This is a genomic window from Pseudomonas orientalis (assembly GCF_022807995.1).
GTDB classification, from domain to species: domain Bacteria; phylum Pseudomonadota; class Gammaproteobacteria; order Pseudomonadales; family Pseudomonadaceae; genus Aquipseudomonas; species Aquipseudomonas orientalis_B.
Window position 1 is genome coordinate 894,187 of record NZ_CP094351.1, and the last position, 13,671, is coordinate 907,857.

General features: G+C 63.4%; 7 protein-coding genes. 5 read left to right on the forward strand and 2 right to left on the reverse strand.

Annotation, left to right across the window (positions count from 1 at the left end; translation table 11 throughout):
- Window positions 1-258 precede the first annotated feature (258 nt).
- From ptsP to MRY17_RS03870, 4 genes are all read left to right on the forward strand, one after another.
- Window positions 259-3,117, forward strand: coding sequence for a phosphoenolpyruvate--protein phosphotransferase (gene ptsP / locus MRY17_RS03855; protein WP_243353322.1), 2,859 nt, complete (start codon window positions 259-261; stop codon window positions 3,115-3,117).
- Window positions 3,118-4,038 carry a 1-phosphofructokinase gene (gene pfkB / locus MRY17_RS03860; protein ID WP_243353323.1) on the forward strand — a complete coding sequence of 307 codons (921 nt, stop codon included), beginning with the start codon at window positions 3,118-3,120 and terminating at the stop codon, window positions 4,036-4,038.
- Between the two features lie 11 nt (window positions 4,039-4,049).
- Entirely contained in the window at window positions 4,050-5,753 is a 1,704-nt protein-coding gene (locus MRY17_RS03865) for a PTS fructose-like transporter subunit IIB (protein WP_243353324.1), read from the forward strand.
- Window positions 5,754-5,946: 193 nt separating this feature from the next.
- Window positions 5,947-7,488, forward strand: coding sequence for an alkaline phosphatase D family protein (locus MRY17_RS03870; RefSeq protein WP_243353325.1), 1,542 nt, complete (start codon window positions 5,947-5,949; stop codon window positions 7,486-7,488).
- 359 nt (window positions 7,489-7,847) lie between these two features.
- Here the strand turns inward: MRY17_RS03870 and MRY17_RS03875 are convergent, their stop codons facing one another.
- Together MRY17_RS03875 and MRY17_RS03880 are read right to left on the reverse strand one after the other, a co-directional pair.
- Window positions 7,848-10,373, reverse strand: coding sequence for a PepSY domain-containing protein (locus tag MRY17_RS03875; RefSeq protein WP_243353326.1), 2,526 nt, complete (start codon window positions 10,371-10,373; stop codon window positions 7,848-7,850).
- A gap of 123 nt (window positions 10,374-10,496) precedes the next feature.
- Complete coding sequence (locus MRY17_RS03880) at window positions 10,497-12,785, reverse strand: TonB-dependent receptor (protein ID WP_243353327.1); 2,289 nt, start codon at window positions 12,783-12,785, stop codon at window positions 10,497-10,499.
- A 204-nt stretch (window positions 12,786-12,989) separates the two neighbouring features.
- Between MRY17_RS03880 and MRY17_RS03885 the strand changes: the two genes are divergently transcribed.
- Complete coding sequence (locus tag MRY17_RS03885) at window positions 12,990-13,670, forward strand: Fe2+-dependent dioxygenase (RefSeq protein WP_181282707.1); 681 nt, start codon at window positions 12,990-12,992, stop codon at window positions 13,668-13,670.
- Window position 13,671: the final 1 nt, after the last annotated feature.

Below are 13,671 nucleotides of genomic sequence, written 5' to 3' on the forward strand. Positions count from 1 at the left end.
ATTTTGTCCAATCGTAACCGATTCCCGCATACGACCAATGTCCCACAACAGGCGCCGAGTGGCCCTTCAAGCTTGCGCAATTAACGCGTAATCTGCCATAAATTCTAGATTAAACGTTTCAGCAAGGGTATTTTTACGATGTTCGCCGCTGAGTGGCTACTGCCAACTGACCGCTCAGTCAGTTACTTTCGAACACCGCTAAGCTGATTTATTCAAAACAATACCTAGTGCGCACCTCGCACTAACTAGGAGAACGGCATGCTCGAGCTCACTGTAGAGCAGATATCCATGGGCCAGGTGGCGGTGGATAAATCTGCGGCCTTGCACCTGCTCGCGGAAAAACTGGTGGCCGATGGCCTGGTTGCCGACGGTTATCTCGGTGGCTTGCAAGCCCGTGAAGCCCAAGGCTCGACCTTTCTTGGCCAAGGCATCGCCATTCCTCACGGCACCCCGGAAACCCGCGACCAAGTGTTTTCCACTGGCGTGCGTCTGTTGCAGTTTCCCGAAGGCGTTGACTGGGGCGACGGCCAGGTGGTGTACCTGGCAATCGGGATTGCCGCCAAATCCGATGAGCACTTGCGTCTTTTGCAATTGCTGACCCGCGCCCTGGGTGAAACCGACCTCGGCCAGGCGCTGCGTCGTGCCGGTTCCGCCGAGGCCTTGCTGAAACTGCTGCAAGGCGCGCCGCAGGAGCTGGCACTGGATGCCCAGATGATCAGCCTCGGCGTGTCGGCCGATGATTTCGAGGAACTGGTGTGGCGAGGCGCGCGCCTGTTGCGCCAGGCCGATTGCGTGAGCAACGGGTTTGCCGCCGTGTTGCAGCAAGTCGATGCACTGCCCCTGGGCGATGGGCTGTGGTGGCTGCACAGCGAGCAGACGGTCAAGCGTCCGGGCCTGGCGTTCGTCACGCCGGACAAACCCATGCGCTACCTGGGCCAGCCCCTCAATGGCCTGTTCTGCCTGGCCAGCCTGGGCGAAGCGCATCAGGCGCTGCTCGAGCGCCTGTGCGCCTTGCTGATCGAAGGGCGCGGCCAGGAATTGGGCCGCGCCACCAGCAGTCGTGCCGTGCTTGAAGTGCTGGGTGGCGAACTGCCGCCCGACTGGCCCAGCGCCCGCATCACCCTGGCCAACGCTCACGGCCTGCATGCGCGCCCGGCGAAAATCCTCGCGCAACTGGCGAAAAGTTTTGACGGCGATATCCGTGTGCGCATTGTCGATGGGCCGGTCGGTGCGGTGTCGGTCAAAAGCCTGAGCAAGCTGTTGAGCCTCGGCGCGCGGCGGGGCCAGGTGCTGGAATTCGTCGCCGAGCCGAGCATTGCCGGGGATGCGCTGCCGGCCCTGTTGGCCGCAATTGAAGAAGGCCTGGGCGAAGAAGTCGAGCCGTTGCCGACCGTCAGCGCCCAGCCCGCCACCGTCGATATCGAACCGGTCATCAGCGCGCCGCTGTCCGGTAGCCAGATCCAGGCGATTGCCGCCGCGCCCGGTATCGCCATCGGCCCCGCGCATATTCAGGTGCAACAGGTCTTCGACTATCCCTTGCGCGGTGAGTCTTGCGCCGTTGAGCGCCAGCGCCTGCACACCGCGCTGAGTGATGTACGTGGCGATATCGAGGGCCTGATCGAACGCAGCCAGTCCAAGGCGATTCGCGAGATCTTCATCACTCACCAGGAAATGCTCGACGACCCGGAGCTGACCGACGAAGTCGATACGCGCCTCAAGCAAGGCGAAAGCGCCGAAGCGGCCTGGATGAGCGTGATCGAAGCGGCCGCCAGGCAGCAGGAGTCGTTGCAGGATGTCCTGCTTGCCGAGCGCGCCGCCGACCTGCGCGACATCGGTCGCCGCGTACTGGCGCAACTGTGTGGTGTCGACACCGCGCAGGAGCCCAGTGAGCCCTACATTCTGGTGATGGACGAAGTCGGTCCTTCGGACGTTGCGCGCCTGGACCCGGCCCGTGTCGCCGGCATTCTCACGGCCCGTGGCGGCGCCACGGCCCACAGCGCCATCGTCGCCCGCGCGCTTGGCATTCCCGCGCTGGTCGGTGCCGGCGCAGCGGTGTTGCTGCTTAAGGCCGGCACGCCGTTGTTGCTCGACGGCCAGCGCGGACGCCTGCATGTCGACCCCGATGCCGCCACCCTGCAACGCGCGACTGTTGAGCGCGACACCCGCGAACAACGCCTTCAAGCCGCCTCCGCACAACGCCATGAACCGGCGCTGACCCGCGACGGCCACGCGGTGGAAGTGTTCGCCAATATCGGCGAAAGCGCCGGCGTGGCCGCAGCGGTGGAGCAGGGCGCCGAAGGCATCGGCCTGTTGCGCACCGAGCTGATTTTCATGGCCCACCCCCAGGCGCCGGACGAAGCCACCCAGGAAGCCGAATACCGCCGCGTACTCGACGGCCTCGACGGGCGCCCGCTGGTGGTGCGTACCCTCGATGTGGGCGGCGATAAACCGCTGCCGTACTGGCCGATTGCCGAGGAAGAAAACCCCTTCCTCGGTGTGCGCGGCATTCGCCTGACCCTGCAACGCCCGCAAATCATGGAAGCGCAACTGCGTGCGCTGTTGCGTTCGGCGGACAGCCGGCCGTTGCGCATCATGTTCCCCATGGTCGGCAGCGTGGATGAATGGCGCGCCGCCCGGGATATGACCGAGCGTCTGCGCCTGGAAATCCCGGTGGCCGACCTGCAACTGGGGATCATGATCGAGGTGCCGTCGGCCGCGTTGCTGGCGCCGGTGCTCGCCCGGGAAGTCGACTTTTTCAGTGTCGGCACCAACGACCTGACCCAATACACCCTGGCCATCGACCGTGGCCACCCGACGTTGTCGGCCCAGGCCGATGGCCTGCACCCGGCCGTGCTGCAACTGATCGACATCACCGTGCGTGCCGCCCATGCCCATGGCAAATGGGTCGGCGTGTGCGGCGAGCTGGCGGCGGACCCGCTGGCGGTACCGGTGCTGATTGGCTTGGGCGTGGATGAGTTGAGCGTGTCGGCGCGCAGCATTCCCGAAGTGAAGGCGCGGGTACGTGAATTCAGCCTGAGCCAGGCCCAGGGCCTGGCGCAACAGGCACTCGCGGTGGGTTCGCCCGCCGAAGTACGTGCTCTAGTGGAGGCCGTGTAGATGGCAAGGATTTTGACCCTGACGCTGAATCCGGCGTTGGACCTCACGGTACGCCTGGCGCGCCTGGAACCCGGTGAAGTCAACCGCAGCGAAACGCTCATCACCCATGCCGCCGGCAAGGGCGTGAACGTGGCGCAGGTGTTGGCCGATCTGGGCCACGAGCTGACGGTGGGCGGCTTTCTGGGCGAAGGCAACCCGCAGGCTTTCGAGGCACTGATTGCACAGCGTGGTTTCACGGACGCATTTGTTCGTGTGCCCGGCGAAACCCGAAGCAATATCAAGATTGCCGAACACGATGGCCGCGTCACCGATATCAACGCACCCGGACCTGAGGTGTCGGCGCAGGCGCAGAACGCGTTGCTTGAGAAACTGGCGCGGATTGCCACGGGGTTTGATGCCGTGGTGGTGGCCGGCAGCTTGCCGAGGGGCGTGAGCCCGCAATGGTTTCAGGCACTGATCGAGCAGCTGAAAAGCCTCGGTTTGAAAGTGGCCCTGGACACCAGTGGAGAAGCGTTGCGCGCCGGGTTGAAGGCAGGCCCCTGGATGGTCAAGCCCAACACTGAAGAACTTGCCCAGGCGCTGGATAACGCCACGGACGCCATCCACCAGTTGCATCAACAGGGTGTGGAACATGTGGTGGTCTCCGACGGTGCCGCCGGCGTGAGCTGGTACAGCTCGGGGGCGAGCCTGCAGGCCAAGCCGCCCAAGGTGACGGTTGCCAGCACCGTAGGCGCCGGCGACTCGCTGCTGGCGGGCATGCTCCACGGCCTGCTGCGCGACGAAGCGCCCGAGCAGACCCTGCGCCGCGCCACGGCGATTGCCGCGATGGCGGTGACGCAGATCGGTTTTGGCATCAGCGATGACGCGCAGTTGGCGCGTCTCGAAAGCGGCGTCGCTGTGCGCACGCTGACCGAACAATAAGAGGGTTTGTGATGAAGTTAGCCATTGTTACCGCCTGCCCGAACGGCATGGTCACCAGTGTGCTGTGCGCCCGCTTGCTGGACGCTGCCGCGCAACGCCAGGGCTGGAGCACCAGTGTCGAAGTGGTGGACGTGCAACGCCCGGAGAGCCAGCTGTCCCAGGCGACCCTCGATGACGCCGAATGGGTATTGCTGGTCAGCAGCACGCCGGTGGATATGCAGCGTTTTGTCGGCAAGCGCGTGTTCCAGAGCACGCCGGCCCAGGCGCTGGCGGATGTCGATGCGGTATTGCGTCGAGGCGCCGAGGAGGCGCAGGTCTATGTGGCGACGGATGCACCGGCCAAGCATGCGCCGCGCATTGTCGCGATTACTGCTTGTCCCACCGGCGTTGCCCACACGTTCATGGCCGCCGAGGCCTTGCAGCAGACCGCCAAGCGCCTGGGCTACGACTTGCAGGTCGAGACCCAGGGTTCGGTCGGTGCGCGCACGCCGTTGAGTCCGCAGGCCATCGTCGATGCCGACGTGGTGCTGCTGGCGGCGGATATTGAAGTCGCTACCGAGCGCTTCGCCGGCAAGAAGATCTACCGCTGCGGCACCGGCATTGCCCTCAAGCAATCGGAAGCCACCCTCAACAAGGCGCTGGCCGAAGGCGTGGTGGAAAGCGCGGGCAGCGGTGCGGTGGCCAAGTCGGAGAAAACCGGCGTGTACAAACACCTGCTCACCGGGGTGTCGTTCATGTTGCCGATGGTGGTGGCGGGTGGTTTGTTGATCGCCCTGTCCTTTGTATTCGGCATCCATGCCTTCGAGGAGAAAGGCACCCTGGCGGCGGCGCTGAAAACCGTCGGCGACCAGGCGTTCATGCTGATGGTGCCGTTGCTTGCAGGCTACATCGCTTACTCGATTGCCGATCGTCCAGGCCTGGCGCCGGGCATGATCGGCGGGTTGCTGGCGGGCACGCTGGGCGCCGGGTTCATCGGTGGGATCTTCGCCGGTTTCCTGGCCGGCTACAGCGTCAAGCTGATCACACGGGCGGTGCGTTTGCCGCAAAGCCTGGAGGCGCTCAAGCCGATTCTGATCATCCCGTTGCTGGCCAGTTTGTTCACTGGCCTGGCCATGATCTATCTGGTCGGCCCACCGGTGGCGCGCGTGCTGACCGGGCTGACGGATTTTCTCAGCACCATGGGCACTACCAACGCGGTGCTATTGGGCATCCTGTTGGGCGGCATGATGTGCGTCGATCTGGGCGGGCCGATCAACAAGGCGGCCTATGCGTTTTCCGTCGGCCTGCTGGCGGCTTCAAGCGGGGCGCCGATGGCCGCGACCATGGCCGCCGGCATGGTGCCGCCGATTGGCATGGGCATCGCGACGTTCCTGGCCCGGCGCAAGTTCGCCCAGACTGAGCGCGAAGCCGGCAAGGCCGCGATGATTCTCGGGATGTGCTTTATCTCCGAAGGCGCCATTCCGTTTGCGGCCAAGGACCCGCTGCGGGTGATCCCGGCCAGCATTGCCGGAGGGACGTTGACGGGGGCATTGTCGATGTACTTCGGTTGCAAACTGGCCGCGCCTCACGGTGGGTTGTTCGTGCTGGTGATTCCGAACGCGATGAATCATGCGCTGCTGTATCTGCTGGCGATTGTGGCCGGCAGTGTGCTGACCGGTGTGGTGTATGCGCTGCTCAAGCGCCCGGAAGCAGTGGAACTGGCCGTCACTGCCTGACGCGGTAAAAAAATGTGGGAGGGGGCTTGCCCCCGATAGCGGTGTGTCAGCCAGCTTATTTGCAGCTGACACACTGCCATCGGGGTCAAGCCCCCTTCCACATTTGGATTTGCATTGGCGGTAAGGGCGGTGTCATATCCGCTTCATCCCATCATGCTTAAGTTGGCCTTTTGATACTCAAGAGGGCACCCGCATGAGCCACTTCGATCTCGGCCGTCGCCGCGTGATGCAAGCTGTCGGCGCAGGCCTGCTGCTGCCGGGCCTGGCGCCTGCGGTGATTGCGTCGGTCAAGGACCGCCCGCTGCTCACCGATGGCGTGCAATCGGGGGATTTGCTCGGCGATCGTGCGATGATCTGGAGCCGCAGCGACCGACCTGCGCGGATGGTGGTGGAGTGGGACACCCGCAGTGTGTTCAGCAACCCGCGCAGATTCGTCTCGCCCCTGGCCGATAACCGCAGCGATTTTACCGCCCGCGTCGAACTCACCGGGCTGCCCGCCGACCAGGCGATTTTCTACCGCGTGCATTTCGAAGACGCCCAGACCGGCATCGCCAGCGAGCCGTGGTTCGGCCACCTGCGCAGCGTGCCGCAACAGCGTCGCGACATCCGCTTTGTGTGGAGTGGCGACACCGTCGGGCAAGGCTTCGGCATCAACCCCGACATCGGCGGCATGCGCATCTATGAAGCCATGCGCCTGCGCCTGCCGGACTTCTTTATCCACAGCGGCGACACCATCTACGCCGACGGCCCGGTGCCGGCGCAACTGGCCACCGAAGGTGGACGCATCTGGCGCAATATCACCACCGAAGCCAAGAGCAAAGTCGCCGAAACCCTGGATGAGTATCGCGGCAATTACCGCTACAACCTGCTGGATGAAAACGTGCGGCGCTTCAATGCCGAGGTGCCGCAGATCTGGCAGTGGGACGATCACGAGGTGATCAATAACTGGTCATCCAGCAAGCAGTTGGATGAGCGTTACCAGACCCGCGACATCAACACCCTGGTCGGTCGCGCGCGTCAGGCCTGGCTGGAATATTCACCGATGCGTCGGCAAAGCGCCGACGCTGGCGGGCGGATTTATCGCAAGCTCAGTTATGGTCCGCTGCTGGATGTGTTCGTGCTGGACATGCGCAGTTATCGCGGCCCCAACGACGACAATCTGGGCGGCGAAAAGCCCTTCCTCGGCCGCGAGCAGCTGGACTGGCTCAAGCGCGAACTCAAGGCGTCCCGGGCGCAGTGGAAGGTGGTCGCGGCCGACATGCCTATCGGGCTGGGCGTGCCCGACGGTGAAGTCAGCCCCGGCGTGCCGCGCTGGGAAGCGATTGCCAACGGTGATCCCGGCCCGGCCCAGGGGCGTGAGCTGGAAATTGCCGAATTGCTGGGGTTCCTGCGCGCGCACAAGGTGCGCAACCATGTATGGCTGACTGCCGATGTGCACTATTGCGCGGTGCATCACTATCATCCGGACCGGGCGGCGTTCCAGGATTTCGAACCGTTCTGGGAGTTCGTCGCGGGGCCCTTGAATGCCGGGAGCTTCGGACCCAATCCGTTGGACAAGACCTTCGGGCCCGAGGTGGTGTTCGAGAAGGCACCGCCGGCGCAGAACACCTCGCCGTTTGCCGGGTTTCAGTTTTTCGGCGAGGTGCAGATTGATGGGCAGACGGCGGAGTTGACGGTGATCCTGCGAGACTTGGATGGGCTTTCAGTGTTCGAACAGAAGCTGCAACCCACCTGAAAACTGTAGGAGCGAGCTTGCTCGCGAAAAACGTCAACGATAACGCGTGTTTTCTGAATGAACGCGATGCCTGTGAGTTTTTCGCGAGCAAGCTCGCTCCTACAAAAAGCCTTAAGCCCCCTCCACATTGATCAGTACACATCCCGGCGGTAGCGGCCTTGTTCGATCAGGCGCTCTACCGCTTCGCCGCCGAGGATATCCACCAATGCCTGGTCCACACCACCTGACTTGGAATACAGTAAAACTGTGGGAGGGGGCTTGCCCCCGATAGCGGTGTGTCAGCTACAAATATTCTGGCTGACACACCGCCATCGGGGGCAAGCCCCCTCCCACATTTGATTTTCAGTGTCTGTGAAGGATCAGTACACATCCCGGCGATAGCGGCCTTGTTCGATCAGGCGCTCTACCGCTTCACTGCCGAGGATATCCACCAGCGCCTGGTCCACACCCGTGGCCATGCCCTGCAAACTGCCGCATACATAAATTGCCGCGCCATCGGCCAGCCACTTGCGCAGCACATCGGCGGACTCGCGCAGGCGATCCTGCACGTAGATTTTCTCCGCCTGATCCCGTGAGAAAGCCAGGTCCAGCAGGGCCAGGTCGCCACTGGCCAGCCAGCCTTGCAGTTCTTCACGGCACAGGTAGTCGTGGGTGATATTGCGTTCGCCGAACAGCAGCCAGTTACGTTGTCGGCCGTCGGCAATGCGCGCCTTGAGCAAGCTGCGCAGGCCGGCGAGGCCGGTGCCGTTGCCCAGCAGGATCAGCGGCACCGGCGCATCCGGCAGATGAAAGCCGCTGTTGCGGCGCAGGCGCAGGCTGATGCTTGAGCCTACGGCGGCATATTCAGTCAGCCAGCCGGAGCCCAGGCCCAGGCTGCCATCGGGATGACGCTCCTGGCGCACGATCAGCTCCAGCACGCCGTCGCTGGCAATCGAGGCGATCGAGTATTCGCGCATGCCCAGGGGGATCAGCGCATCCACCAGTGCCTGGGCGTGCAGGCCGACCAGGTGCGTGCGGTTGTCCGGTAGCTGGCGTGTGGCCAGGGCCTGGTTCAGTGTTTGCGCCAGGCCTTCGATCAGCACGCCGTCGCTGCCGGCCAGGCCCAGTCCTTCCAGGAAGTGCTCGACGGCCCCTGGGCCATTGCGCGGCAGGATTTCCACCAGGTCACCGGCCAGCCAACTGATGGGCGAGGGTGGCGTGAGGCCCAGCAGGTACACGGGGGCACCGACGCTGCCGGGATTGAGGAGGGTGCGGCGGCTCAGGGGCCAGTTTTCAAACTGTGCTGCTTGCCAGGCCGCTGCCGGCGCGTGACCAGTGAGTTGGCCGAGTTGTTGTTGCCAGGTCAGCAAGGCCTCTGTGTCGCCGCTGTCGACTTCCACCGGCGCGAACAGCGGGGTACCGCCCTGGTGCGTCAGCCAGAAATGCAGACGCCTCGCAAAGCCGCAAAAGTGCTCGTACTGTCGGTCACCCAGGGCCAGTACCGAGTAGTTCAAGCCTTTGAGGGACAGGTCCTGGCCGAGCACGCTGCGCTCAAAACCACGGGCGCTGTCGGGCGCTTCGCCGTCACCGAACGTACTGACCACGAACAACGCCTGTTGCGCCTGGCCGAGATCATCGCGGCTGACGCTGCCCAGGGGTTGCACCTTCACCCCAAACCCGGCGGCCTGCAATTGCCCGGCGGTTTGCCAGGCCAACTGTTCGGCAAAGCCGCTCTGACTGGCAAAGCCGATCAACCAGTCCGGCGCGTCGCTGTGGCTGACCACCAGGCCGTTGCGCGCGTCACGCACCTGGCGTTTTTTGCGCCGGCGGTCCAGATACAGCAGCCAGCCGGTAATAAAGAACAACGGCATGAGCAGCGCGCTCACCGTGAGGACGATTCGCCCGACCAGCCCGAAATAACTGCCGGTGTGCAGTGCATAGACACTGGTCAGCAACTGCGCCTTGAGGCTCTTGCTGGCGTAACGCTCATGGGACGTGACCTCGCCGGTGGCCGGGTCGAGGTTGATCTGGTTCAGCGCGCGGTCATGGGGCGAGCTATCCAGCAGGTAATACACGGTGGCCGGTTGCCCGGCGACGGCCGGCAGGCGGATGTTGTAGGCGCTCAAGCCAGGGCCGGCGTTGCTGTAGATGCTGCTCCAGATCGCCTCGTAGTTGGCCGCGGGCGCGAGGCCAGCAGGCGGCGGGCCGCGCTTGCGCATACGCTCGTTCTGCGGCGCATCGGAGAGCAGTTTGGTCACGCCCTGGTTGTACCAGTCATAGGACCAATACAGCCCGGTCAGCGCTGCCAGCAGGTAAAACAGCAGGCACCAGGTGCCGAACACCGAGTGCAGGTCCCAATTGAAGCTGCGGCCCTTTTTGCGCCAGTCCAGGGTCAGCCAGACACGCCAGTTTTTGACCTGGCGCGGCCAGCGCAGGTACAGGCCGGAAAGGCAGAAGAACAGCAGGATCAGGGTGCAGGCGCCGGTGATATTGCGTCCGGTGTCGCCGATGGCGAGGAAGCGGTGCAACTGCAGGATAAAGCCGAATACGTCCTGGCCGACGGCGTCGCCCAGGTAGTCGCCGGTGTACGGATCGAAGTAACGCATCTGGCCGCGCCGCTCGCCCGGCGGTGGGGTAAAGGCCACTCGGCCGGCATTGCCGCTGTGGTCTTCGACCCACAGCATCGCCACGCGCTTGCCTTCGGCGGCTTCCAGTTTGCGCACCAGCTCGGCGGGCGGCAGCACGCCGGCTTCGCGTTTCTGTACGCTCAGCACCGTAGGGTTGAGCGCCCGCAGGATTTCATCCTGGAACGAGTACGCAGCCCCGGTAATCCCCATCAAGGCCAGCACCAGCCCGGCCGTGATGCCGAAGAACCAATGCAACTGGAACAGGGTTTTCTTCAACACGTCGGAGCGCCTCGCTTAGCTGGATATAGGTATCACGGCGCGCATTATGCCGTGAGTTGCCGGGAAACACGCAAAAGCCCCGCGCATCCGATGCGTGGGGCTTTTGGCTGAACGTTGTTGCGTTTAGAAGTGGAAGCTGGTGGTCAGCAGCGCCGTACGACCGGCCGCCTGGTTGGCGAAGTGCGCCGAGTAGGCCTTGTCGTAGTAGGTTTTGTCGGTCAGGTTCTGCACGTTCAATTGCAAGTCGACGTTCTTGGTCAGCTTGTAGCTGGCCATGGCGTCGTAGCGTGTGTAGGACGGCACGTAAACGGTGTTGCCCGCATCGCCATACACCTCGTCGACATAGAACGCGCCGCCGCCGACGGTCAGCTTTGGCGTGATGGCGTAGGTGGTCCACAGGCTGAAGGAATTCTTCGGCGTGTTGGGCATCTGGTTGCCGGTGTTGGAACCGGCGCTGACCACACCGTTACGTCCGTTGAGGCCGGATTTGACCAGTTTGCTGTCCAGGTAGGTGTACCCGGCGAACACTTGCCATTGCTCGGTCAGCTTGCCGCTGGCGGACAACTCGATACCGTCGACCTGTGATTCGCCGGCGTTTTCGTAGGTGAGGGCGTCGACCAGGACGCGAGTGTTTTTCTTCTCGGTACGGAACACGGCGGCAGTCAGGGACAGGCGGTCGTGGAACAGGTCCCATTTGGTGCCCAGTTCGTAGTTGACGGTCTCTTCCGGTTGCAGGTCGCTGGTGGCAGCGCCGGCGGACAACGGGTTGCCGTCGGAACCTTCACCTACCAGGCCACCGGCCGGCGTGGCCGAGGTCGCGTAGGAAGCGTAGATGCTGGCGTTTTCCAGCGGCTTCCACACCAGGCCCGCCTGCCAGTTGAAGAACTGGCTGTCCTCCTTGATTTTGCTGCGCCCGGCCACGGCGTTGGTGTTGGCTTGCGTGTCGAAGGTGTCGTAGCGCAGGCCCAGGTTCAGCAGCCATTTCGGGTCCAGCTCGATGGTGTCGAACACATAGGCGGCGCGGCTGGTGGCCTTGGTGTTGGTGCCGTTGTAGTTGCGCGCGACGCTGCCGTTCCAGGCATCGTCCGGGTTCGGGTTGCTCAGCGAGGTGCACTGGCCACCCAGGCTGCCCTTGGCCACGGTGCAGACTGGGTTGGCGTTGGGGCTGACGGTGTAGCCGCTGACGCGGGTTTCTTCGCCGGTGAATTCCAGGCCGGTGGAGTAAGTGTGCTTGAAGCCCAATGCCTGGAAGCTGCCGAACAGGTCGGTCTGGTTGGTGGTCGTGGTGGTGGTGGAAACGCGACTGTTGGCACGACGCCACACGGTGCCGAACTGGTTGACGTTGTGCTGGCTGTCGTCAGGTTGCGTCAATACGTAGTCCTGGCCGGTGCTGCCATGGCGCAGGGTGTTTTTCAGCGTCATATTGTCGTTCAGGTCGTGCTCGATGGAGAACGTGCTGATGTCGGCACGGGTCTTGCGAAAGTCGCGGCTCTTCAAACCGTAGAAGTTGTTGCTGTCGCCGCCGTCGGTGGGTTTGTCGTGTACGTGGGCCGCACGTGCGCCATTGTTGCCGTAGCCGTAGGGGACTCCCGAATCCGGCAGGTCGTCGCTTTCCATGTGGTAGTAGCTGAGGTTGACGCGGGTCGGTGTGCCCAGGCCAAAGGTCAGCGAGGGTGCCACGCCCCAGCGGTCGTAATTCACCGCGTCGCGGCCCGCCACGTTTTGTTCATGGCTCATCAAGTTCAGGCGGAAGGCGGCGCTGTCGTCGAGGAACTGGCGGTTCACGTCGAGCACGTAGCGGCGGGTCTGGTCGGAACCGTAGGTGAAGCCGCCGTTGGTGAAGTCCCGCGCTTGCGGGGTCTTGCTCACCAGGTTGAGGCTGCCGCCGGCCGAGCCGCGACCGCCGAAGGACGAGTTCGGGCCTTTGCTGACTTCGATGGATTCGATGTCGAAGATCTCACGGCTCTGGCCGCCGGTATCACGTACCCCGTCCAGGTAGGTGTCGCCCTGGGCGTCGAAACCCCGGATGAACGGACGGTCGCCCTGAGGGTTACCCCCTTCACCGGCGCCGAAGGTGATACCCGGTACGGTGCGCAAGGCATCCTGCAGCGAGGTGGCGGCGGTGTCCTTGAGTACTTGTTGCGGCACCACAGTGACCGAACGCGGCGTGTCCACCAGCGGCGCGGTGTATTTCTGCGACGAGGCTTTTTCCACTTGGTAGGAAGTGGTGTCCTGATCCTGGCCGGTGATATTGGTGGCGCCGAGGGAGATAGGGTTGCGCTCGCCTTTTGGCTCGGTATTTTCAGCCGCCTGCGCCAGGTGGGCGGCGGAGCCGGCACTCAGGGCAACACCGATGGCGGAGGCCAAAAGGCGTGGTGAGCTGACCGGTATTTTTAGAATAGTGCGCGACATGACGTGTCCCTTCCCCAAGGATGTGAGGCCGCGGAATATAGGGCCAACAAGACTTTGTATCAATTGCGAGATATTGCTATTCGCATCAAATTTACATTCTTTACACTTTTTCTTTACGGAATTTGCCTTCTCGTTCGTCCCGTGTTTTACACAGCGGATAAGAATCAATACCATTGACGCTTCTCTGATCGCAGGTATTGCCCCATGTTGCTGCACATTCCCGGCCTGTTCTCTCGCGAGGAGGTGCTGCGCATTCGCCAGGCCTTGGAGGAGACCGAATGGGCTGACGGCAAAATCACTGCCGGGCACCAGTCGGCCAAGGCTAAGCACAACCTGCAATTGCCGGAAGGCCATCCGCTGGCCAAGGAAATCGGCGCGGCGATGCTGGAACGGTTGTGGAGCAACCCGCTGTTCATGTCGGCCGCGCTGCCGCATAAAGTCTTCCCGCCACTGCTTAACTGCTACACCGCAGGCGGCAGTTTCGATTTTCATATCGACAACGCGGTGCGCCAACCCAAAGGCAGCCACGAGCGCGTGCGCACCGACCTTTCGTCCACCCTGTTCTTCAGCGACCCTGGCGACTACGACGGTGGGGAACTGGAAATCCAGGACACCTTCGGCCTGCAGCGCGTCAAGCTCCCGGCGGGCGACATGGTGCTGTACCCCGGTTCCAGCCTGCATAAAGTCAGCGCGGTGACCCGTGGCACGCGCTACGCCTCGTTCTTCTGGACCCAGAGCCTGGTGCGCGAAGACAGCCAGCGCACCCTGCTGTTCGAAATGGACGGCGCCATCCAGCAACTGAGCCGCGACGTGCCCGACCACCCGGCGCTGATCCAGCTCACCGGCACCTATCACAACCTGCTGCGCCGCTGGGTCGAGGTCTGAG

Bases quoted from the DNA above. Each gene is read 5' to 3' on its own strand.
- ptsP (WP_243353322.1), top strand. From the start codon at position 259: ATGCTCGAGCTCACTGTAGAGCAGATATCCATGGGCCAGGTGGCGGTG.
- pfkB (WP_243353323.1), top strand. From the start codon at position 3,118: ATGGCAAGGATTTTGACCCTGACGCTGAATCCGGCGTTGGACCTCACG.
- MRY17_RS03865 (WP_243353324.1), top strand. From the start codon at position 4,050: ATGAAGTTAGCCATTGTTACCGCCTGCCCGAACGGCATGGTCACCAGT.
- MRY17_RS03870 (WP_243353325.1), top strand. From the start codon at position 5,947: ATGAGCCACTTCGATCTCGGCCGTCGCCGCGTGATGCAAGCTGTCGGC.
- MRY17_RS03880 (WP_243353327.1), bottom strand. From the start codon at position 12,785: ATGTCGCGCACTATTCTAAAAATACCGGTCAGCTCACCACGCCTTTTG.
- MRY17_RS03885 (WP_181282707.1), top strand. From the start codon at position 12,990: ATGTTGCTGCACATTCCCGGCCTGTTCTCTCGCGAGGAGGTGCTGCGC.